The sequence below is a fragment of the Alphaproteobacteria bacterium genome (assembly GCA_025210155.1).
In the GTDB taxonomy this organism is placed as follows: Bacteria; Pseudomonadota; Alphaproteobacteria; order Rs-D84; family CASDRH01; genus JAOASE01.
On sequence record JAOASE010000010.1, the window covers coordinates 83,951 to 108,260 of the forward strand.

The 24,310-nt window shown below is 31.8% G+C and carries 22 protein-coding genes; 10 read left to right on the forward strand and 12 right to left on the reverse strand.

Translation table 11 applies throughout. The features are described 5' to 3' along the window. Positions 1-31: 31 nt before the first annotated feature. Positions 32-391, forward strand: a complete 360-nt coding sequence (locus N4A44_03980) for a hypothetical protein (protein MCT4552800.1) — start codon at positions 32-34, stop codon at positions 389-391. A gap of 101 nt (positions 392-492) precedes the next feature. Then, the gene (locus N4A44_03985; GenBank protein ID MCT4552801.1) at positions 493-957 is read left to right on the forward strand and encodes a hypothetical protein; all 465 of its coding nucleotides are present in this window, start codon (positions 493-495) and stop codon (positions 955-957) included. 383 nt (positions 958-1,340) lie between these two features. Here the strand turns inward: N4A44_03985 and lptB are convergent, their stop codons facing one another. The 6 genes from lptB to N4A44_04015 all read right to left on the reverse strand — a co-directional run bounded on the left by lptB (position 1,341) and on the right by N4A44_04015 (position 8,069). Continuing rightward, a complete protein-coding gene (lptB, locus tag N4A44_03990) occupies positions 1,341-2,087 on the reverse strand; it encodes an LPS export ABC transporter ATP-binding protein (protein MCT4552802.1) in 747 nt (248 codons plus the stop codon). Between the two features lie 63 nt (positions 2,088-2,150). Next, positions 2,151-2,912, reverse strand: coding sequence for a hypothetical protein (locus N4A44_03995; protein ID MCT4552803.1), 762 nt, complete (start codon positions 2,910-2,912; stop codon positions 2,151-2,153). A gap of 48 nt (positions 2,913-2,960) precedes the next feature. After that, positions 2,961-3,785 (reverse strand): hypothetical protein, encoded by an 825-nt coding sequence (locus N4A44_04000; GenBank protein MCT4552804.1) that lies wholly within the window; start codon positions 3,783-3,785, stop codon positions 2,961-2,963. Between the two features lie 6 nt (positions 3,786-3,791). Continuing rightward, complete coding sequence (locus tag N4A44_04005) at positions 3,792-4,472, reverse strand: hypothetical protein (GenBank protein ID MCT4552805.1); 681 nt, start codon at positions 4,470-4,472, stop codon at positions 3,792-3,794. A gap of 97 nt (positions 4,473-4,569) precedes the next feature. Further along, positions 4,570-5,391 carry an inositol monophosphatase gene (locus tag N4A44_04010; protein MCT4552806.1) on the reverse strand — a complete coding sequence of 274 codons (822 nt, stop codon included), beginning with the start codon at positions 5,389-5,391 and terminating at the stop codon, positions 4,570-4,572. 287 nt (positions 5,392-5,678) lie between these two features. After that, the gene (locus N4A44_04015; GenBank protein MCT4552807.1) at positions 5,679-8,069 is read right to left on the reverse strand and encodes a hypothetical protein; all 2,391 of its coding nucleotides are present in this window, start codon (positions 8,067-8,069) and stop codon (positions 5,679-5,681) included. 112 nt (positions 8,070-8,181) lie between these two features. Between N4A44_04015 and cysS the strand changes: the two genes are divergently transcribed. Continuing rightward, entirely contained in the window at positions 8,182-9,552 is a 1,371-nt protein-coding gene (cysS, locus tag N4A44_04020; protein ID MCT4552808.1) for a cysteine--tRNA ligase, read from the forward strand. A gap of 1,202 nt (positions 9,553-10,754) precedes the next feature. Here the strand turns inward: cysS and N4A44_04025 are convergent. The 6 genes from N4A44_04025 to N4A44_04050 form a co-directional block, all read right to left on the reverse strand. Then, positions 10,755-11,060 carry a hypothetical protein gene (locus N4A44_04025; GenBank protein MCT4552809.1) on the reverse strand — a complete coding sequence of 102 codons (306 nt, stop codon included), beginning with the start codon at positions 11,058-11,060 and terminating at the stop codon, positions 10,755-10,757. Between the two features lie 1,019 nt (positions 11,061-12,079). After that, positions 12,080-12,241 (reverse strand): hypothetical protein, encoded by a 162-nt coding sequence (locus N4A44_04030; GenBank protein ID MCT4552810.1) that lies wholly within the window; start codon positions 12,239-12,241, stop codon positions 12,080-12,082. A gap of 884 nt (positions 12,242-13,125) precedes the next feature. After that, entirely contained in the window at positions 13,126-16,707 is a 3,582-nt protein-coding gene (gene nifJ / locus N4A44_04035; protein MCT4552811.1) for a pyruvate:ferredoxin (flavodoxin) oxidoreductase, read from the reverse strand. Between the two features lie 166 nt (positions 16,708-16,873). Then, on the reverse strand, positions 16,874-17,278 hold the full coding sequence (locus N4A44_04040) for a hypothetical protein (protein MCT4552812.1): 405 nt from the start codon (positions 17,276-17,278) through the stop codon (positions 16,874-16,876). 92 nt (positions 17,279-17,370) lie between these two features. Continuing rightward, positions 17,371-17,673 carry a hypothetical protein gene (locus N4A44_04045; GenBank protein MCT4552813.1) on the reverse strand — a complete coding sequence of 101 codons (303 nt, stop codon included), beginning with the start codon at positions 17,671-17,673 and terminating at the stop codon, positions 17,371-17,373. 140 nt (positions 17,674-17,813) lie between these two features. Continuing rightward, positions 17,814-18,263: a hypothetical protein gene (locus N4A44_04050; protein ID MCT4552814.1), complete on the reverse strand. Its 450-nt coding sequence runs from the start codon at positions 18,261-18,263 to the stop codon at positions 17,814-17,816. Between the two features lie 543 nt (positions 18,264-18,806). Between N4A44_04050 and rpmF the strand changes: the two genes are divergently transcribed. The 7 genes from rpmF (at position 18,807) to N4A44_04085 (ending at position 24,305) form a co-directional block, all read left to right on the forward strand. Further along, complete coding sequence (gene rpmF, locus N4A44_04055) at positions 18,807-18,977, forward strand: 50S ribosomal protein L32 (GenBank protein MCT4552815.1); 171 nt, start codon at positions 18,807-18,809, stop codon at positions 18,975-18,977. 24 nt (positions 18,978-19,001) lie between these two features. Beyond that, on the forward strand, positions 19,002-20,069 hold the full coding sequence (plsX, locus tag N4A44_04060) for a phosphate acyltransferase PlsX (protein MCT4552816.1): 1,068 nt from the start codon (positions 19,002-19,004) through the stop codon (positions 20,067-20,069). A gap of 114 nt (positions 20,070-20,183) precedes the next feature. Then, the gene (locus N4A44_04065) at positions 20,184-21,164 is read left to right on the forward strand and encodes a ketoacyl-ACP synthase III (protein ID MCT4552817.1); all 981 of its coding nucleotides are present in this window, start codon (positions 20,184-20,186) and stop codon (positions 21,162-21,164) included. Between the two features lie 230 nt (positions 21,165-21,394). After that, a complete protein-coding gene (locus tag N4A44_04070) occupies positions 21,395-22,030 on the forward strand; it encodes an HAD family phosphatase (GenBank protein MCT4552818.1) in 636 nt (211 codons plus the stop codon). A 19-nt stretch (positions 22,031-22,049) separates the two neighbouring features. Beyond that, on the forward strand, positions 22,050-22,331 hold the full coding sequence (locus tag N4A44_04075) for an integration host factor subunit alpha (GenBank protein MCT4552819.1): 282 nt from the start codon (positions 22,050-22,052) through the stop codon (positions 22,329-22,331). A gap of 269 nt (positions 22,332-22,600) precedes the next feature. After that, positions 22,601-22,984, forward strand: coding sequence for a MerR family transcriptional regulator (locus N4A44_04080; protein MCT4552820.1), 384 nt, complete (start codon positions 22,601-22,603; stop codon positions 22,982-22,984). A gap of 109 nt (positions 22,985-23,093) precedes the next feature. After that, a complete protein-coding gene (locus tag N4A44_04085) occupies positions 23,094-24,305 on the forward strand; it encodes a hypothetical protein (GenBank protein ID MCT4552821.1) in 1,212 nt (403 codons plus the stop codon). Positions 24,306-24,310: the final 5 nt, after the last annotated feature.

Genomic DNA, 24,310 nt, shown 5'->3' on the forward strand with positions numbered 1-24,310 from the left:
ATAATATATTTACATACTAAAAATTAAAATCATGAAAAATAAAATTTCTGAAAAAATTTTGGAACTAATCCAAAAACAAAATGTAAAGAATTCCAATGTTACACTAGGAAAAACTATAAACAAAGGTTTTCAAGTTCAAATTAGAAAAGAAAGCAAGATATTTGCAGTAAAAACAAATCAAGAAATTATACCCATAATATGTCAGGACAATAGCCCTGAAACAAAAAACCTTGATTTAGAACTGATAAATCAGCAGGTTCCAAGGGCAAATTGCATAATAACAATTATCCCAGGAAGAAGCGCTGAAATACAAAAAATTGCAAACCTGAGCCCAAAAAATTTACCTGAAAATCAGGAGGAAGCCGTAAAAGAATTAGAAAAATGGCTATAACAAAACACAATCCCGACACCACCTATAATTGTCGGGATTTTTTTATTGACTCCCCTTCTTCAAATGGTAATATTTTCCCAAACTAAAAATTTAAATCAAATATGTACACAGAAAACAACATTACTGAAGAAGTAACAAAAAAACTCCTTCCAGATGAGTTAGAAAAAGTCCTAAATTTTCTCAATGAAAAAGGATATAGAGCTGAATTTATCACTCCATTCATTGAAGAATTATTTAGAGACGAAAATGTATGGACCTTAAGAATCCAAAATATCCATATATTAAAAAGAGAAAGCTTTAAAATTTCTGACCTAAAAGATTTAGACGGAATAAAACCAGAGTTATGCTCTGAAAAAAATTTCAGAGATGAAGGAACTGGAATATTCAACATTTTACCTTTAACTAAAAAAGATGAAGTATTAGAATTAGTCCCAAGTTTTAAAAAAGAATTCTATAAAACTAAAAATCTAATAGGACTGCACTTCCCTGCAGAAGTGAAATATTTTAGAACAGAAAATTTCTTCATTTTCGATCGTCAATTACCTAAAAAAATGATTGACAATTAGGAATAAAAATATATTATTCTCAATAGTAAATTTTTATTTATAAAGGTCTCAAAAAACAAAAAAATGGTATTCAACGGAATGCCTTTTTTTATACCCAAACACTTGAATCAACAATTCAAAAACGAATCACAAACAATTGAAAAGACTCCTTCTTTTTTAAAAGAAATAATTCTCCTAATAATACCATAAAAAAATCATTCAACAAAAATACTATTTTAATATTTTTGTTTTTTAACCCTATATTTAATCCCAATGTTTTTCATAGTTTGCATTAGATGGAAGTAAAAAAGCATTTTAGATAAGTTATTGTGTATATACAATACTCAATCGACTTAGATAAAATGCTTTTCTTACAATCAGATGATGTGAAATATGGGAAACTTTTAATTATCGAAAGAGTCTCCCAAATAAACCCTCTTAACATCCTCATTATTAATAATATCTTCCTTAGAACCTTCGATAAGAATCTTACCATCATAGACAACATAAGCCTTATCAGTAATATCTAAAGTCTCACGCACATTATGATCCGTAATAAGAACACCAATACCCTTATCCTTAAGATGATAAATTAAATCTTTAATATCATTTACCGCGATAGGATCTACACCTGCAAATGGCTCATCGAATAATACAAACTTAGGATCCGCAGCCAAAGCACGAGCAATCTCTACTCTACGTCTTTCACCACCAGACAATGCCATAGCTGGAGAATTTTCAATATGAGAAATATGAAATTCTTCAATAAGCTCTCTCAATTTCTTTTCTCTCTTTTCTTCATCAGCTTCAATAAGCTCAAGAACACCCATAATGTTTTCTCTAACAGTTAAATTTCTGAAGATAGACATTTCCTGAGGCAAATAACCTAACCCCATTCTAGCACGCTTATAAAAAGGATATTCTATAACATCTTCACTAGAAATACTCACGTTTCCAGCATCTGGTCTAACCAATCCTGTAATACAATAAAATGATGTAGTCTTACCAGCTCCATTAGGACCTAACAATCCAACAACTTCACCAGTAGATACTTCCATCGAAATCCCTTTAAGAATCGATCTAGCACCATAACTTTTCTTAATATTCTCAATAACTAACTTTTCCCTAGCCTGAGAATTTTTCTTAACCATCTTCTTTTTCCTTATATTTTCAACTAATATAAATCTTTTCTAACAAATAAACAAGTTTTTTACTTAGTTAAATATACCAATAACTTTCTTCTTCTCTTTACTCGGCAATATCTTAGCAACACCTGTTCTCATATCATAAGTAACCTTACCACCGGTAAGAGAAACATTTTCACCCTTAGCAAACGAAACATTTCCAGAAATATTTGCTATACCTGTAGATTGATTAAAGTCAGCCTTATCACCTACTATAAATTGGTCACCATCTTTAATTCTAACACCATCCTTAACAATAACTCTCTCCAAATCATTCTTCTTATCAAGAAATACATAAAGAACTTCACCTTCAATAATTCTACCAGAATTAACTACTTGAGCATCTTTCAATACAATCTTTCCATCATTTTGATAAAAAACAACATTACCTTTACTCTTCAAAATAGTATCACCTGAAGCCATAGTAACTTCACCTTCATCCATACTCAAAGTCAAAAGAGAATTCTTCAAATCGAAAGTAAGATAATCAGATCTAATTTCATAATTAAGAGAATTTATAACGACATTTCCCATAGCCGTAATATCATAAATCTCTCTCTTTCCACCAACTTCATTGTAATAAGCGGCTATCTTATCGGAAATAACATTCATATCATCTCTCTTCAAAATAGCATTCTCACTAGCAACAATAGTCTTCTTATTCATATTCCATTCAAGACCATTATCAGCAGATAATTCAACCTGCCCTGCCATTGCATCAAAAGAAGTACTAACTGCTAATAAAGATAAGCAAACACATCCTTTTAAAAATTTTCTAAACATAACACTCATATATTTTAAACTCCATATAGTAACATATACTACAATTATAAAATTAAACTAATTTTCAGGCAAGGCCTTTTCATCAAATATTAAATTAACTCTACCTTTAAACTTATAAACCTTATTAGGCTCTATATAAAACCCTTCTTCTGCTTTTAACTTACCCATATCAGTTTCCACAGTAACAAAGTCATTAGATGTTCCAATCATAGTATTCAAATCTAAAAATCCATTATTACCAGACATAAACCACTTATCATGGTTCTCAATAGAAAATGAACCTTTCAATTCTATTTCTTTACTATTCTTATCATAAACAGTATTTTCACCCTTGAAAATCATCCACTCATTAGTAAATGTAGATCTCACAACAGCTTCCATACCTTTAAAATACATTTTACTACCTTTAACTTCTTCCTCACCTTCAGCACTTCTCAAAGTAACAAATCTATCCTTAGCATCAAAACCAGTAATTTCCAATCCCTTAACATTAAATACAAACTCTTCATTAGGTGAAATCTCAGGTATATCAAGATCAATATAATCACTCATATCAGCTTCTTTTAAAATCATAATCAATAAAAGGAAAAAAACTAACCCTGCGATAGAAGCAGCCTTAGCAACAATCACAAATCTAGAATAAGAAGACTTCTTAAAAAACTCTAACCTAGCAAATCTAGTGAAAAGCTTAAATCTATAAACCCACCAATCTCTATACTTAATCTCATTGAAAATCTCTTTCATACGATTAGCATAAACCTCTTTCTTCTTTAAAAGATATCTCTTGGTAAAACGATTGTTTTCAATAAAACGTTCTCTGATGAACTTGCTATCATTCAGGCGCTTTTGTAAAAACTCTTTAAATTTCTTCTTAAAAGTCATATTCCACTACCTTTTTAAAATAACAAATTCTATTTTTTCTTCAGCATCATCAATATCATCTGATACAGAATAAACAATTGGTCTTAAACGGAAATCAAAATCAATATCATTCTTAGTAAGGAAACTTTTTACAACAACTCCTCTATCCCAAGCTTCTGCTTTATTTATAATCTTATCGTCCAAATCTTCATCTTCATAATAAAAAGCATTAATCTCTACTCTTAAATCTTCAAACTCTTCAAGTAATGTTTTAATTTCAAACATCTTAGCTTTGTTATCTAAAGAAACATTTTCAATATCAAAGCCATCTTCAAATAAAAACTCAAACTTCAATCCATAAAGCTCACTACCAGCTTGCCCATAATCAACCAACAAAGATTTTTCATAATCGGCTTCTTTTTTCAGTTCAGCTTTATAACTCTTCATAAATTTATTAAATCTATAACGTTCTCTATCAGCACTAGCCTTTAACTTTTTATGTCTACTCTCAACGACATCAAAAGATGTATCTCTTAACTTTCTATCAGAAACATTCTCTTTTCTTTGATTTAACAAAGTCTCCAAATCCTTCTTATAGTTCTTTTGAGCATCACCAACAGAAGTAGAATTATCCTCTGTAATCATCTCCAAAGTAAGCTTTTCTGGGGCTTTAGCAACTGAAACACCATAAGTCGAAACAAATAGCATAGAAAAACCCACAAAGGGAATAAAAATTCCCTTCATGTTTTTTAATAAATATGTATTCTTACTACTTATCATAAGGTATATTATACCTCTTCAAAACCTACTTATCAAACAAAAAGTTTGAAAGCTTTTCAGACATCTTTTCATTAGAAGCAACTAAGAAATCAGCATAGAATAAAGCATCTTTTTCTTTGTTACCTTCAGAATCATAAGCTTGTAAACTTCCACCAGCTTCTTTAAATATCAATAAAGGAGCAGCCAAACCGAATAAAGACTCATTATAACCAACGAAAGCATCATTCTTGTTATCCGCAGTATAAGCTAAATCCATAGCAGGACAACCGAAATATCTACCCTTCATAGCCAGATGATTTATAACTCTTGAAAGTTGTGGTGTTTTAATAGCATTTTCAGCTTTTTCAGTACTTGTAGAGAAACAAACTAACGCATCATCTAAGTTAGTATGTTGACCTACTCTAATTCTTCTAGAAGATCTAGCTTCTCTAAAGAATGCACCAGCACCTTTTTCAGCATAGTACATCATATCAGAAACTGGGTTATAAACTACACCAGCAATAATTTTATTTTGTTCTTGTAATGCAACAGAAATACAGAAATGAGGAATTCCTCTTGAGAAATTATCAACGCCATTCAAAGCATCAATAATGAATGTATGAGATATATCAGAACCTCTTTCTTTTTCGCTTGATGTCATATAACCATATTTAGGTTTAAACAATTTCAGCTCTTTAACAAGCATTTCTTCAATTCTATTCTTAGTATGAAGAGCAAACTTATTAACACCATTATGAGAATTTTGCAGTTGTTGTATTTCGCCAAAATCTCTGAAAAGAACCTTTGCTACTTTTTGTACTGCGTTAACCATATCGTTCAAATTATGCGAACCAGCTCGAAAGTCCATTCTATAACTCCTTATTTACTTTTTTAATTCCCCCGAATTATATATTATTAAATTTTAATTTACAAGTAATCTTTTCCTTAAAAATATATCACACATTTCTAATAATTTAAACAAATATCTTTATCCAATAATTTCTCTCAAAAAACTTTAGATAAAAAACAGTTAAACAAGTATTTTGTGCGAATGGAAGCGAAAATAGTTTTTAGATTTGGTATCGTGTAGAAACCAATACTCGATCACCAAATATCAAAACTGTTTCTCGCAATCAGTCGTGCAAAAGACGCCGTTTAAATAAGCCCTTTGAAGAATAGATAGATTCTACCATATTCCGATGTATTCAACATAGAAATAAGTACATCTCTACCTTCAGCCTTATTAGCATCTATAATCATCTTTTCGAAGTGAGCTAAGAAATCCTTAACATACCCTTCAAATTCTTTATTCCTTTGAATTAAATCCTTAACAGCAACAATCTGCCTCTTATCCAACTTCTTAGAAAGATACTTTGCAAAAATATTCTTTTGCCCACCATAATAAGAATTCCAAATTCCCTCTTGAATATTCGGATCATAAAGTCTCGACAAGTCAACTGCCACAGAGTTTAACTTCTCAACAACTGTAGAAATATTAGTAAATGCATTTCTATTCTCAACAAAAGCTTCGTTAATATCAGATTTAACTTTTTCTACGCTATCTTTCTTCTTAGATTTCTTACCACCATCAACAGAAGAACCTATACCTGACAATTGCAATCCACCACCTACTCTATTAATCTTACTCAAAGACACCTCAATAGAATCGTTCACTACATTAAATGAAGAAATAACATCCTCAACACCCTTCAAGTTATGAGAAATATTTTGAGACACAATAGCAACCTTCTCATTTATAGCACCTGAATTATCTTCAAACTTATCTAAGATTTCTCCAATCATGCCTCTAACAGAAGTCATCTTATCTTCTATATCAGACAACCCTGAAACAAAATTCTCTTGGGTTTCTGTAAGCTTATTCGCCTGCTCTTCCATAGAGAATTCTGACAATCTAGCATGAGATGAAACTTGATTAGCCACATTCGCCAAATCATTAGCTTGTTGTTCAATACTTTCTCTAATATTCTTAACCTGCTTAGAAGCCTCTTCAGTTCTTGCAACTAACTCATCAACATTACCTGTCATAACTGAATTAACCTCATCAGAATTCTTTCTAACCTTATTAGCCATCTCATAAAGCTCACTCATAGTATTATTCAAATTAGAGTTTGCTTCTTTAACTTGAGATGAAATATTAGAAATAAAATTCACAAAATTTTCACTCTTCGCATCAATAGTAGAAGTAAGCTTATCAAGCACACCTGTTACTTTATCACCCTCTCCACCAATTCTATCAGAAACCTTCTCGATATTTGTAAGATACTTATCAACCTGCTCTACACCAGCACCAACCTTAGCACTTAATTCTTGCGTCTTTTCATCAAAGATATAAGATTGTTTTTCTAAACTCTTATCCAATGCATCACCTTGAGTTTCAAAATAAGCCATAACATTATTAATAGTAGTATCATGCTTTTGGAACACATCATCTAAAACACCAACAGACTTTTTAATATCACCTGTAATCTTTTCAACTTTCTTCACAGATCCAGAGGTCTTAGTCAACATAATGTCCGTAGATGTTTCTATTTCTTCAGCAACTCTTCTACTATCATCCAAAGCCTTATTAACAGCTTGGTTTAAATTAGAAACTTGAGAAGAAATAACGTTATCAACCTTCCCTGCATTATCAGAAATCTTATCGAAACTATCTTTAATTTCTTTAAGATCCACAGACAATCTAGCAATGTTATCTTCCGAAGTACTATTAATCTTAGCATCCAACTTTGCAACCAACTCAGATTGTTTCTTCAACTGATTTAAAAACTTCTCATTACTTTCTACAACACCTTCATAAGTAGCTTTAACCTCTCTTGAAAATCTATCAACTTCTTTAAGCTCGCCTTGTAAAGATTCAACTTGAACTTTAATACCAGCTTCAATCATATCAATAAATTCCATACCCTTTTTATCAGAGTGGAAAACTGAAGATAAGAATGAGTAAACATTTTTCTTCTCAGAAGCCGCACTTAAATTTCTTTCTAAATAAAATGAAAGTATCCAAACAAAAAGCATAGGAACTAACACTGCCGAAAGGAAACTACCCAATTCCATAGGCGTCATTTGCATCAGAGGTCTATACCCTAACGAAGTAGAATTTCTCAACCACACTCCTGCAAACACAATCCAAACAAGAGATATAAATGCTGTAAAATAATAAATTCTTACACTTGTTTTAGAAACCTCTTTATTAAAAATAAAGTTAGTATTTTTATTAAACTTTTTATCTTTTTTAACCTCTTTAATTTCCACTACCTTAACTTCTTTCTTTTCTTCTTTTTTCTCAACTTTCTTTTCTTCTTTTTTCTCAACTTTCTTTTCAGATTGCTTTTCTAACTTTCTATCAAATTTAACTTGAGATTTTTGATCAACAATAGAAGCTGCCTCTGCAACTTTTTCCTCAGAGAAAACACTTGGTATAACAACCTTATTTTTCTTGTTAACAAACTCTTTTGAATTCTTTTTGAAATTTCTTTTCTTAGAAGTATTTTTTGGTTTTTTAACGACCTTCGCCATCTCTCTCATTCTCCCATAAAATAAAAAAATAATCTCAACGCAAAATTTATTGAAATATCCTTTAAAACATCCTATACTAAACCATTATATACTAAAGGGAAAAAAAAATAAAGGAAGTTTTATGAAAATTTACATCAGAGATACAGCTCAAAAGAAAAAAGTAGAATTCAAACCACTAGATGAAAATAATGTAAGACTTTACGTATGTGGACCAACAATTTATGATAACATCCACTTAGGAAACACAAGACCTCAAATTATATTTGACACCCTTTTCAGAACATTAAAACATTTTTACCCTACAACTTACGTAAAAAACGTAACAGACGTGGACGACAAAATCATAAAAAGAGCCAACGAAGAAGGAATATCTACAAACGAATTAGTAGATAAATTTTACAACATCTACAAAAGAGATTTAGAAAAAATCAATGTCCTTCCAGCCTCAGTAGAACCAAGAGCAACAGACCACATTCAAGAAATGATAGCCATCATAGAACAACTTATTAAAAATGGTCACGCTTACGCCACTGAAGATGGCAACGTTCTATTCTCAGTAGAAACATATCAAGACTATGGTAAACTATCTCACAGAAAAGTAGAAGACCTTCTAGCAGGCGAAAGAATTGCTATAGAAGAATATAAAAAATCTCCTGCAGATTTCATCCTTTGGAAACCTGCCAAAGAAGGAGAGCCTTATTGGGAAAGCCCTTGGGGTAACGGACGTCCAGGCTGGCACATAGAATGTTCTGCAATGTCATCTAAATACTTAGGAAAAACTTTTGATATCCACGCTGGCGGAAACGACCTTCTATTCCCACACCACGAAAACGAAGTAGCTCAATCAGTTTGCTGCAATGGAAAAGGATCTTTTGCACAATACTGGATGCATAACGGAATGCTAAACGTTAATGGAGAAAAAATGTCTAAATCTCTAGGCAATTTCTTCACACTTAACGAAATTCTAGAAAAATATCACGGAGAAGTAGTAAGATTTTACTTCCTATCAACACACTATCACCAACCAATGAACTGGACTGATGATGGCTTAGAAATAGCTAAGAAAACTTTAGATAAAATCTACAACGCCCTACTTTCAACAAAAGATATTCACATAGATAAATTAGCAAAACCAAGAGAGGACTTCCTTGAAGCTCTTTGTGACGATTTAAATACACCTAAAGCCATTTCAATACTTCACGAAATGACTACAGAATTAAACAAAAACCCTAATGAAAAAATCAAAAGCGAACTATTAGCTTCTGCAGATTTATTAGGAATTCTTAAAGCTGATCCTGAAAAATGGTTTACAGGTTTAGAAAGTGATAACTCTATAAGCGAAGACGAAATCAACAAACTTGTTCAAGAAAGAACTGATGCTAAGAAAAATAAAGACTATCAATTAGCCGACGATATAAGAAACAAGTTAGATAAAGACTTCGGAATAATCCTTGAAGACAAACCTGAAGGAACAATTTGGAAGAAAAAGTAAAGTCAAAAAACATTATATCATCCCGGTTTGCATAGCAATACCGGGATCTCTCATTTAATATAAATACCTAAAAAACAACTCCCGTCATACAATCCTAAAGCCATAAAAAAATAACCCTCATTAATTTGAGGGTTTTTAATTTAGTTCAAAAGAAATTTTCAAACAGGCTTCTTAGCTTTCTTCTCCCTTCTCCAGGCAGAAGCAAACCAAAATCCAACCAATCCAATCACGAACACCATGTAGCCTATAAAAATTCCAATTTCATCCATTTCACATTTATTTTTCTTCGTTTAAATTTTAAGCTCGAGGATAATAACAGATTCTAAATATCATATCAAGAATAAAATAAGAATATTTTCATATAAATAAAATAAAAAAAAATTTAAGCTTATAAAAAACATAAGAGCCCTACACGTAGGGCTCTTATATGACAAAATTAATGTAACAATTTTGTTCTCGACAAATTTAACAACTTACCTCTTCCAAAATAGGGAATTCCGAAGTATATCGGAATTCCGAATTTTACCATTTAGGCTTTCTTAGGCTTTAAAGCTTCCTGCTTCTTCTGTTTTCTGTATTCATAAAAAATTACTAAACTAACAAAAGTTAACGGTGCTCCTAAAGCAATTACTAAATCGATAAAATTTCCCATCTTGAAAAAATTAAATGTCGTCATAGGCTTGTCGAAGGCCTACTCAAACGGTTTAAAAATAGTTGTCATCTACAATGATAGCGATTCGCACAAGTAAAATCAATAATTTTTTAAAAAGAAAAACAATTCAAGGTTACAAACCTTTGTTTAAACTAGATTTTTAATAAAGAAAATAAAAACAAAAAAAGCCCTCTTTAGGACTTTTTTTTTAGACAACTGTGTTTTAAACACTAATTTTTTCTGGGACTTTGCTAAAACAGTAAGTTTCGACAATTATCTGTTATAACAAAGCGGTAATTTTATTAATTCCATGCATATAAGTTTCGACAATTATTAAGCACAGAATCTATATTTAAATGTGGGACCACTTCGACATAGTGGTTATATCTTGTTCACCAATAGGCTATATATATAAATGTATCGTATGAGATAAATATAATTATATTTTTTTAAAAAGTCAATATTTTTTTTAAAAAAAAGATAAAAAATAGGATTGATTTCGCATTCAAACGAAAACAATCCCGGATTAAACATTCCATAACTTCAAATTTTAATTATTATCCTGTATCCACGCAGCCTCTATGTTGTTAAACAATATAGAATCGGCACCAACAACCTCACCCTTTTCAGAATTATAAAATTCCTTTTCCAAACATTCAAAAATCTTTGGATGTAAAATAGTAAATTTTCTTTCATGGAAACTTCCAAAAAACACTAAAATTGGTTTTTTGGATAAAAGATCTTGTAATTTTTCCTTTTCCTTTCCTTCAGAAAAAAAAGTTTGAAAGGTTTTTCCTTTAAGAAAAACAACTTCCAAAAGTTCAGTATCATTCCCCATAATGTAGATTTTATTCATAAATAATGCTACATACATTATACATATATCCATCAAAATAATCAATTAAAAACAAAAAAAATCCGAGCATAAAGCCCGGATATATTCAAATGTATTATTCTTCCCACCAATTTTCCCAAAGCTTCTTTTTAAACACTTTATACTTAAGATATTCATCCCAAGAGAAAAAAGCCAAAGAAACAAAAAAGAAAATCACCAATATTATTTGCTGAGTTTCACTAAATTGATTAAAAAAATCCATGACAACAATATTTTAGGTTTGTATAAATCTTATCCAATATAACTATTATATAATCCAAACAACAAAAATGTCAAATAAAAACAAAGACTAAGATATTAGACCCCCTAAAAAACATAAAAGCCTCCACAAAGGAAGGCTCTTATTCTTTTTCAAAATGGATCTACCACTATGGGCAGATTATGTCGTAACAAATGGTATAAATCTTATTCATAAAACAATTATAGCTCACAAATTAACATTTATCAAGATGTTTTAATTAAAAAAAATCTAGGCCTTACGACCTAGACTTTAAAACCTCAAATGGAGGGGACTCTGAGAAAAACTCAGAATCCCAAATTTCCAGCTACCAATCAATGTGCTCAAGCTTGCGTTTTAATTCTCTTATAAACTCACGCTTTTTATTAGTCTGGACTTTCCTCACATACCAAAAAATAAGCTTTGCTAAAAGACAAGCAAGAAGAGCAACAATACTCATGGCAATCAAAAATTTCGCTTCCATTTTGAAAAATTTTAATTACATAGTTCAAATATTAAACTACAACCTGATTATAAAATGCCACCTCCCTAAATGTCAAGACAATAAAAGAAAAAGAGCCTCCATAATTGGAAAGCTCTTAATCCTGAGAAATTCATCTCCACTGCTAAAGATGTGAAAGCAGCGAAGACTTATATATAATTAACCAGATGCTTCAAAAATATTTAATAAATATATTCTACCCTCTTTCAAGCACAAAAGTCAATACAATAAAAAAATCCGAGTACAAACCTCGGATATATTTTATTTTTTAATCTTATGAGAAATCATCCCCACAAGATCCTTCCATGTAGTAGCAGAAATCTCTTCCCAAGAAATATCAAAAACAATACTTGAAAATTTTATTGTTATAATCACACCTATAAAGGTCATGAATAAAAAAGCTCCATCACTTAAATGTTCCATAACTTTATATTTTATGCCAGAAAGCACCTGACCAATTATTAATTCAAATTATTTATACAAATATTATATAGTTAGCAAACTAAAATTGTCAAGTAAAAACAATGAGTAACAAAAAAAAATGGGACCCAGGTCACCCTGGAATCCCAATACATCAAAACAAAGGTTCCCCATCCTTAGTCGCCTCCATAACCCTATCTAAAGTCTTTATACAAGACTTAATAGCTTTTCGGCGTTTTTTTAAACGAGCAAACTCCTTCTTCTCATTTTTGTAAATTTTGATCTCCCACATTATATAAAAAAAGAATAATACAAGAGAGCAAGCAATTAAAAAAATTATTGATGCAGACATATTGAAAGTATTATGCCATCTCGAGGTGTTTCTGAGGTACCTCAAAACAGCGATTAAAAAAATCTTCTAATATCTGCTAAAAAGGCCCTTCACTAGGATAAGGCCTTTTTAATTTTCAGAAACTTAGCGATGTACAGTTCAATATGCAAGACCGCACACGCTTATATTTTGATTTATAAAATTCAAATATAATCTTTATATCCATATAATATAACCTCTTTTAAATAAAGTCAATATTTTTTCTCAAATAACCTCCTAATATCTAAAATAAAAACCCCCAGGAATTCCCGAGGGTTTATCTTTCCAATAAACAAGTATACTTACTTATTTCATCTCTGAGGAATTTCAAACCAGAGATTTGATTACTTTTGAAAAACTCCCGGAAATTACCGAGAGTTTATCTTTTCAATAAACAAGCATTTTGTTTAAGTGGAAGCGAAAATGTTTTTCAGATTTGGTATCGTGTATAAATAATACTCGATCGCCAAAGATTAAAAATGTTTCTCGCAATCAATCGGACAAAAAACGCTATTTATTATTTATCTTCTGTTTCTGAATCATAAGACAGATCTTTAAGCAAATCAAGTCTACCTTTCTTCACTTTAATGTCGTCTGCAGCTTCTGACATCAACTCAGCGAATTTATCTGGAGAAGTCGCACTCAAAGCTCTATAACGATTTTCTTTAATCGCATATCCCTTAAGTTCTTCCTCAGATCCTTTCATAGGAGTATCAATCATAAGAGGATTTTTACCTTGTTCAATCAACGCAGGATTATATCTATACATATCCCAGTGACCAGATTTAACAGCTTGCTTTTGTTGAGCTAACTGATTAGATAAATCAAATCCATGAGACACACAAGGAGAGTAAGCAATAATGATAGATGGACCATCAAACGCTTCCGCTTCTCTAATTGCTTTGATCATTTGAGCTTCATTAGCACCCATAGCAATCTTAGCTACATAACAGTTACCTGAAGACATAGCAATCATACCAAGGTCTTTCTTTTGCGTCTCTTTACCAGTTGTAGCAAACTTAGCAATCGCACCCTTAGGAGTTGATTTACTCATTTGACCACCAGTATTTGAATAAGATTCAGTATCTAATACCAAGATGTTAACATTTCTGTTCATATTGATAACGTGATCTAAACCACCGTAACCGATATCATATGCCCATCCGTCACCACCGAACATCCACATAGACTTAGGAGTCAAGTAGTCAGCAATCAACATAAGTTGGTTAACTTCTTCTGTTCTAGGTAAAGTATCTAGTTTTTCTTTAAGTTGTTCAACTTGATCTCTTCTAGCTTCAATCGCAGCATCATCACCAGTAGCACAATCTTCTAAAAGACCTTCCACTAATTCAGTACCTAATTGATCTTTAAGACCAACAACTAATTGTCTAGCATCTTGCATATATTTATCCATAGCAAGTTTCATACCATAACCATACTCAGCATTATCTTCAAATAAAGAGTTAGACCAAGCTGGACCGAAACCATCTTCATTCTTAGCATATGGAGTAGTTGGTAAGTTACCACCATAAATAGATGAACAACCAGTCGCATTAGCAATAACCATTCTATCACCAAATAATTGAGTAACTAGTTTGATATATGGAGTTTCTCCACAACCAGCACAAGCACCAGAGAATTCGAATAATGGTTGCATTAACTGAGTATGTTTACCTAATGCAGGATTTAATTTCTTTCTATCAACATATGGAATGCTTTCGAAGTGGTTCCAAGCTTTATCTTCTTGTTCCAATACATCTTGAATTGGAGTCATGTTAATAGCTTTCATGCCTTCTTTCATTTTGTTGATAGCTGGACAGTTATCTACACAAAGAGTACAACCAGTACAATCTTTAGGAGATACTTGAACAGTAAATTTCATATTTTCGCCCAATTCTTTAGTCTTATAATCTGCAGACTTAAAGCCTTCTGGAGCATCTTCTAAACCAGCAGCTTCATAAGCTTTAGTTCTAATAGCAGCGTGAGGACAAACAATCGCACATTTACCACATTGGATACAGATTTCAGGATCCCAAACAGGAACTTGATCTGCAATCAATCTTTTCTCATATTGAGTAGTCGCACTTTCAAAAGTACCATCTACAGAGAAAGCAGAAACTGGTAATGTATCACCTTTATCTCTCATAATTTGAGCAACAACATTTTTAGTACCTAAAGAAGCAGTATTCTTAGTATCTTCGATAATGTCAGCCATAGTATCACCATTAACACCAGCAGAAGTATCAACTTCATATAAGTGTTCAACTGCAGCATCAACGGCTTTCCAGTTAAGTTCTACAACATCTTTACCCTTCTTCATATAAGATTTTTCAATAAACTTCTTAATAGCAGCTATCGCTTTTTCACTTTCAATAACTTGAGCTAAGTGGAAGAAACAAACTTGCATAATTGTGTTAGTTCTTCTACCAAGACCAATATCTCTAGCAACAACACCTGCATTAATAGCAAATACTTTAATTTTCTTTTCTAAAATAACTTCTTGAACTTCAGAAGGTAGATTTCTCCAAAGAGCTTCTTTCTTATAAGGAGAGTTAATCAATAACGTAGCACCATCTTTAGCTTTTTCTAGAATATCCCATTTAGTAATAATTGGGAAGTGGTGACAAGCAACAAAGTCAGCTTTTTCCACTAAGTATTCAGATCTAATTGGACTATCAGAGAATCTCAAGTGAGAAGTAGTAAATGATCCAGACTTTTTAGAATCGTATACGAAGTAAGCTTGACCATATTTATCTGCTTCTTCAGCGATAATTTTAATTGAATTTTTGTTCGCACCAACAGTACCGTCAGATCCTAAACCATAGAATACAGCAGCTTTAACGTCATCGTTTCCACCAATTCTGAATGAAGCATCTAAAGGTAATGACATGTTAGTAACGTCATCATTAATACCTACAGTGAATTCTCTCTTAGGTTCTTTAGCATCTAATTCATCAAATACAGCTTTAACACATGCTGGATTAAATTCTTTAGAAGATAAACCATATCTACCACCGATAACATTAACATCTTTGATATCTTTTTCCATAAGAGCACCAAGTACGTCTAAGTAAAGAGGTTCACCAATAGAGCCTAACTCTTTAGTTCTATCTAGAACAGCAATTTTCTTAGCTGTCTTAGGTAACTTAGCTGCAAAAGTTTCAACTGGGAATGGTCTGTAAAGTCTTACATTGATCACACCAATTTTTTCACCTTGAGTAGTCATATAATCGATATATTCTTTAATAGTATCAACAGCAGAACCCATACAAACGATAACTTTTTCAGCATCTTCTGAACCATAGTATTCAACTGTTTCATATTTTCTACCAGTATGTTTAGCAAGTTCATCCATAGCTTTTTGAACTTCTTCTTCTACGTTAGTGTAGAAAGGGTTTCTAGCTTCTGATGCTTGGAAGAAAACATCTGGGTTTTGAGCAGTACCTCTAATCGCTGGATTTTCAGGAGTTAGAGCTCTATTTTTCTTATCTGCAATTGCTTGCATATCAACCATTGATTTTAATACATCATCTTCAATCTTTTCAATTCTTGAAATTTCGTGAGAAGTTCTGAAACCATCAAAGAAATGTAAGAATGGAACTCTTGTTTTCAATGTAGCAACGTGTGAAACTAACGCTAAGTCATGAGCTTCTTGAACTGAGTTAGAAGACAACATAGCGAAACCAGTTTGTCTACAAGCCATAACGTCTGAGTGATCACCGAAAATTGATAAAGCGTGAGTCGCAATAGTTCTAGCTGCAACGTGCATAACGAAAGGTGTTAATTCACCAGCAATTTTATACATGTTTGGAATCATTAAAAGAAGACCTTGAGAAGCTGTATAAGTAGTAGCTAAAGATCCCATTTGTAACGCACCATGCACAGCACCAATAGCACCTGCTTCTGATTGCATCATATTTACTTCTGGCACATTACCAAAGATATTCTTATTACCTTTAGCTGCCCATGCTTCCGCATATTCTCCCATAGGCGATGATGGTGTAATCGGATAAATTACAGCCATTTCACTCATTCTATATGATATGTCTGATGCCGCCTCGTTACCATCACACAATATAAAATTCTTTTGACTTGTCATATTATATTCCTTTTTTTATTAAATTAAAATTAAGTCGATAGGAAACATTTTATAAATGCTCACCAAAAAATCAACTAAAAAAGTATTTCAACAGAACATAGCACGAACGGAAATCAACCCCAAATAGAAATAAAAAAATCAGTCTACAACTTAACGTAAACTGATTTCAATAGGCATAAGCACCCTCTCGCTTGGCTCCAAATCTAAATTCAAATTTTTTCTTAAAACCATTATCTCTTTTGCAGACTATTATTAAATCTGTAAGATATTTTCTAGCACCCTTCTTATATTTAAGTTCTATAGCGAACTCACCACCGTCATCCGGAGACATCATAACTTCATTAGCTCCATTAAGAATCATATATTTCAATATATAAGATACCTTAGGCGCATTAAAATTTAACTCCTTCTTTAAAAAGACAAATAAACTAGGAAAATATGGTTTCAAACTTTTTTGAATTTCTACACTTCTCTTATCTGAAAACTCTTGCAAAGAAATATCTTTCACAGATAGATCAAACAAGAACAAGTGTTTTAATTCGATATTAACTTCTTCTACTATATGTTTCATATTTCAAAAATAACTTTTAAAACATTAAAAAACATAATTTTAAAAACTTCAAGAAAAAAAGGGTCTTGCTTTCACAAGAACCCTTAAATATTTTAAATATTCTGCCACCAATATGCACCAGCAGCAATCTTAGTATGAACCCCATGAGGAGCAATAGACCTACCTTTATTCTTATGATCAGTAAGCTTAGAAGTTTTCCTTCTATAGTGTTTCTTCCCAACACCCTCCATCTTAGATGCAAAATCAACATAAGCCAAAAAATCATCATCTACAACTATAGCTTGCCCTACAGCTCTTTGTGGATAAGAACTAAAATCAGGAATTATAGGGTCAGGAACCCAATTTTGAAGAATTTCCCCTTGTATAAAAGGAGAATAACCCGTCTGTTTAAACATAAAATTCATTTTAAATTAGATTTAAATTTATTTCTTATTCAACTTTTATAATATAATTTACAACCCAAAGCAAGATTTTTTTCATAAAAAATAAAAAAGTAGTTGCCAATCCTTAGATTCACAACTACTTCATAAAACGGCTATGCAGCCACCTTCCTCGCTCTCCATATCTTAGCTCTGTTGATTTTTTCCATACGAACAGTAAAGCGGCCTTTACTCCTCAAAACTATTACCTCATCACTTTTATCAAAGAACTTCTTAACATCTAAATAATAAGATAAATAATCAACCCTATCCTTATAAATAACCATCAACGAACGGCTATTCGGAGTTGAAATATCAAGAGCATAAGCACCAACTTCATTCTTCAGCAATTTAAACGAAATCTTCTTAGTTTGTAAAAATTTAGGTTCTTCAAGTAAAATCTCCCTAATCCTCCGATCCAAAATGGATAACAAAGTCGTCGGCAAATAAATACCATTCCCAAAAAACAAAAAAGTTGCGAGCTTAGGATTAAGCCCAGAGATGCTAAAACATTTGAGGAATCTAGCAATGCTTCGTTCCTCTTTAAATTTTTCAATCTTTCCCATGGTGTGTGGTTTATAAATATATTACGAAAAAAAGAATATCATCATAAGTCACTATGTCAACAGGATTTTTTTCTTACATCTCGAAAGCCAAACCTACATTCACTTTCGAAATAAAAATAATCTAAAAACATAACCTAAACACTTATACAAACAACAAATTTTTACAATATTTAAAAACATAAAATTAGATAAAAAATAAACCCCTATTTAAAACTTGACTTTTGCAAAGTTATAATTAAAATCACGGGATAGCAAAAAATTCACTTGATTATCTTATACAAACGATGTATATTTCTAATCAAATTGAAATTGAAAAACTTCATCAAGCAATACATAAATAAAGCATTTTATATAAATTGCTCTACAGATGAAAAAAACAGTTAACCACACGAATTCTCGCAGAAAACAATTTTCAAGTATTTTGTGCGAGTAGAAGTAAAAGTGATTTTTATATAAAGTATCGTGTATAAGTAATACTCGATCGCTTTAGATAAAAATTATTTCTTACGATTAATCGTGCAAAAGACGAAGGAAAGTGAAACAATGGCAGTACCTAAAAACAAGACGTCCCAGTCAAAAAAAGGGATGAGAAGATCGCACGATGCAATTAGTTCATCTGCATCAGTAGAATGTCCAAAATGCGGTGAAAGAAAACTTCCTCACCACGTTTGTCCATCTTGCGGAAGCTACGATAAAAAAGATATCGTTAAATAAATAGAGATATAAAGAGATATTTATATGAGTAAGAAGTTTAAGATAGCAATTGACGCATTCGGAGGCGATCACGCACCGAAGTCAGTTGTAAAAGGTTTAAACCTATATTGTAAGACTTATGAACCAAAAGATATCTCTTTTATTCTTTTTGGTGACAGAAAAATTCTTGATCCTATGATCAGAAGATACAGACACGCTAAAGAATACTGTACTGTTTACCATACTACGGACGTTGTTCCAGGAGATGTAAAACCATCTCAAATCATCAAAAAGTCCATGAACACATCTTTATGGCAAGCAATCAAATTTGTTAGAAACGGAAAAGCTGATGCAATACTATCGGCTGGTAACACTGGTTGCGTTATGGCATTCGCCAAATTACAGCTTAGAACTATGGAAGAATTAAAGAGACCTGCAATTACTGGTATGATACCAACTACTACTCCAGGTAAAAACATAGTTATGTTAGATTTAGGAGCAAACACTGAATGCTCTGCTCGTTCACTAGAAGAATTTACAATCATAGGTTCTCTATACTACAAAGTTATGAATGCTACAAGAACTGCACCTACAACAGGAATCCTAAACATAGGATCTGAAGACACTAAAGGTCTTGCAACTCTTCAAGAAGCAAATGAAGTTCTTCGTAATAGCAAAACAAAATTATTCAAACATAAAGGTTTCGTAGAACCTGATAAAATATTATTAAATACTGTAGACGTAGTAGTTACTGACGGCTTCACAGGAAACATAGCTTTAAAATCTATTGAAGGTACTGCTAAACTTATTTCTCACTTTATCAAAGAGATGTTTACAGAAAGCTTCTTCAATAAAATTATGTATCTTATGCTAAGAAGAAGCATGCACAGAATGAAGAAAAAGATAGATCCAAACAACTACAACGGAGCAGTTATGGCTGGTCTAAATGGAATCGTTGTTAAAGCTCATGGTGGATCTAATTACAGAGCCTTCGATAATGCTATACAATATACAGTTAAGCTTACAAAAAGTAACTTCAACGAAAAACTTAAAAAAGCTTTAAAAGAAGAATTAGGTAGCGCAGAAGATCAAGAAGAATCTGCTGCTAAATAATAAAAAATCAAAGAAATATCAATCAGTTCAAAAGAGAGAAACATTTTTTTACTTAACTTTTTAAATTTTTATATTATATAAAAGTAAGTAAAATAAATAATAAGGATATATCAAATGAACTTCTACTCGAAGATAATAGGAACAGGATCTTACCTACCACCAAAAGTACTAACTAACAAAGATTTAGAAGAAATAGTTAATACTTCTGACGAATGGATTACAACTCGTACAGGTATCAAAGAAAGACACATTGTTGAAGATCAAGCAACTTCAGACCTAGCTACTGAAGCATCTAAAAACGCACTAGAAATGGCGGGAATTTCTCCAGAAGAACTAGATGGTATCATACTTGCAACAACAACTCCAGACAACACATTCCCTGCTACAGCAGCAAAAATACAATCTAACCTAGGTGCTACAAAAGATACTTTTGCATTCGACATGCAAGCAGTATGCTCAGGATTTATTTTCGCTCTTATGACAGCAGACTCAATGATTAAAAGTGGAAGAGCAAAAAACATCTTAGTTATCGGTGCAGACAGCCTTTCTAAAATAATAGACTGGAAAGATAGAAACACTTGCGTTCTATTCGGAGACGGTGCTGGAGCAGTAATTCTTCAAGCTCAAGAAACAGAAACTAGAGAAGAAGCTGATAAAAACGGTGTTCTTTCAACAGAAATCAGAACTGACGGTTCACTATACAACGTTCTTAAAACATCTGGTGGAATTCATGACCAAACACAAAAGAACTTTATGTTAATGGACGGTCCTGCAGTATTTAAAACTGCCGTAACTAGAATGCCAAAGATTTCTATCCAAGCTATCGAAAAAGCAGGTCTTGAAAAAGAAGATATTGACTTCTTCATTCCTCACCAAGCTAACATAAGAATCATAGACGCAGCTCTTAAAAGATTAGGCCTACCTAAAGAAAAGACTATTGTAACTGTAGATAAACATGCAAATACCTCTGCAGCCTCAGTTCCTCTAGCCTTAGACAAAGCTGTTAGAGAAAGAAAGATTAACGATGGCGACAACGTTTTAATGTCCGCTATGGGTGGTGGCTTCACTTGGGGTTCACTAGTAATCAAATTCTAAAAATTATTCCCTCCAATCCGGAGGGATTTTTTTATTGCAAAACCCAAACAAACATGCAAACATAAAATACAATTTTAAAAAAGAATTTCTTCGTTCAATTTTAACCAAAATATTTTGTACGAAAAAATTAAACCTTCATCGAGCAATCTTTACATACAGCGTTTTAGATAGTTTTGCTTTAGATGGAAGTAAAGTATACGAAACCTAAGTATTACAAAGGAATTTTAATAATGATTAAAGCTATAATATGGGACTTCGACGGCGTAATAGTAGACTCTGTACAAAATCTATATAACATATTAAACGACATATATGACGGCCACAAAAAAGATAAAGAAAATATCAAAGGATCTCGTCACAATGGAATAGAAGGATTATATAACAACTTTATTGAAACTGAACCTAAAACTCCAGAAATAACTATCCAAGAATTTAAGATTATGATTGAAACTCACCCCGCTTTCAACCTACCTAAGTCTGCATTAATAAATAGCAATATAGACTTCATCAAGAAATCAAAAGAAGATGGTATCAAACAGGCCATAGCAAGTAACTCACCTAAAGATAGACTTAAAAGTCTCTTAAAATATCTAGAAATAGAAAACCTATTCGACTTCACAATAACACCATGCGATGTTTCATTTCCAAAACCTAACCCTGAAATGATAATAGAAACTACAAAATGGCTAGGTATAGAGCCAAATGAAGCGCTTTTCATAGACGATAGTGAAACTGCTCTGCAAGCAGGTATAGAAGCCGGAACAAAAACTGCATTATTTACAAATAAAGATAAAGAAACTGTTGAAAATAAAAAAATAAATCTTATAATAGATGACATCAACGAATTAGATCTGAAAAAGTTTTAAGAAAAGGGAAAGGTTTCTTATGAGCAATATTACAAAACAAGATATTATCAAAAAATTAAGTAAAAAAACTGGCATAACTTATAAAGAAACTAGCGAAATAACAACTGGCATTATCGACGCCATTTCAAACGGATTATTACAAAACAAAATGGTTAAGCTTTCAAACTTTGGAACTTTCATTTTAAAAGAAAAAGCTGCAAGAGTTGGTAGAAATCCTAAAACAGGCGTAGAAGCAATAATTTCTGCTAGAAAAACAGTTTTATTCCACGCATCTCAAACATTCAAAAGTGAGATAAACTAAGACTTAAATTCACAATTTTCTACAAAGAATTATTTAGTTTATCACCCTAATTTTTCTTCAAGAAATTGTGAAATAAAATTATTAAAACTTACTTAAGATAAAATAAAAAAATTTCATCGCGAAATATATCGTCTTGGAGTTTTAATATAAATCGTTTAGATGTTAAGAAAAAAGGTTCCGATGCGTATAAATAAATACGTGAAGGTTCTTTTTTCAAAGCAGATAAATGATTTAGGGTAAAACCTCTATATTAAAAAAGGAGTACCAACATGGATAGTAAAATCTTCTACACTATAACAGAAGTTTCTAAAATACTTAAGCTAGAATCTTATGTTCTAAGATTTTGGGAACGTGAATTTTCCATGATTACTCCAACTAAACAAGCCAGAGGTAAAAGACTTTACAGAAAAGAAGATATCGCGATAATCAAATACATCAAAGAACTTCTTTACGATCACGGCTATACTATCAAGGGTGCTAATAAACATTTAACAAAAAGTAGAGTTAAGCAAATTATAAACGCGAGTAAAGAGCAAGGCCTAAACCTATCTTTCTTTGATCAAATTCAAGAAGAAAATACAAGCACTTCCAACAAAGCGCATCTAGAAAAAATCAATGAACAACTAGAAGAAATTGAAAAACTTCTAAAATAAACTTCTAAATTTAGAAAAATATCAAAAAAAACTTTTTTTATAAGCATTTTTATGTTAAAATAGCATATATTTATATTTTAGAACTGGGAGAGTTCAAAGGTAGGAATCTATGTTAAAATTATCTGGTAGCGATATAAAGGTACTTCTGCACTCAGAAGATATTACATCTGAAGAAAAAAATATAATCAAAAAATCAAAATCTTTTTTGGGTTTATTTGGTGGTGAATTCGACGATACCAAATATTCTGAACTAGCTCAAAAAATAAAAGATATCACAAATCCTGACATAAATAAAATCATGAATGAGGTTAAAGAAAACAATAAAGTTAACCCTCCTAAAATGTACCAAGATGCTGAAAAATCTAAAGGTGACGAAAGCCTTAATAAAGAAATAAATACATTTTCAATCAAAGCTGGAATTAACGAAACTGAAGAAAAGAAAGACGAAGTTTCAACTGCTACTGAAGTAACGCCAGAAACAACTTATGAAAACACTCCTGAAGAAAAAGTAAAAGAAGAGCCTAAGGTTGAAGAAAAACATAAAATGGTATTCGTAGCTCCTTCAGGTACCACAACAGAGATCAAAACTGAGGCCGAAAAAGCGGAAGAAGAAAGAATTGCAAAACTAGATAAAGAAACTATCAAAGCTCCAAACATTGAACAAGTAGCTCCTCCGAAATCAAACATAGATTTAGATAAGGTCGAAACGGAAACTCCTAAAGAAATAAAAAAGCCAGAAATTGATCAAGTAGTTCCTCCTAAAAGCGCCCTACTTCAAGCTGTAGAAAAAGAACAAACTACTGAAATAAAGTTAGATGAAACTACCGAAGAGAAAGGCGATGCTCCAACTCCTACTAAAGGAGAGACTAAAATAGAAAAAAATCCAAATAAAATAGAATTCGTAGTTAAAAACATACAAGTTCAAGAAAAAGAAAAAACGGAAGAAACTCTAGAAACTCCTTCTACAGAAAAGCCTATAGAAGAAAAAGTTTCATTTGAAGAGCCTCTTATACCAAACTCTTTCTCTTTTGGAAAAAAAGAAGTTAAAGAAGAAACTCCTGAGGAAATCGTTAAAGAAATAGAAGAAACTTTTGACCTAGAAGAAGAAAATGAAAAATTATTTAAACGTATTGATGCAGCTAGAGAGAAAGTCTCAAACATAAATGCTCCTCAAAAAATACATACCATAAACCTTCTGGAAGATACTCTTTCTGTAATAAAAGTTAATCTTTCTTTAGAAATAACTGAAGAAGAAAGAAACTTAACTATAAAAACTTTGAAAGAAGTTGAAGAAGAAATAGATATGATTAATCACATCTAATAATC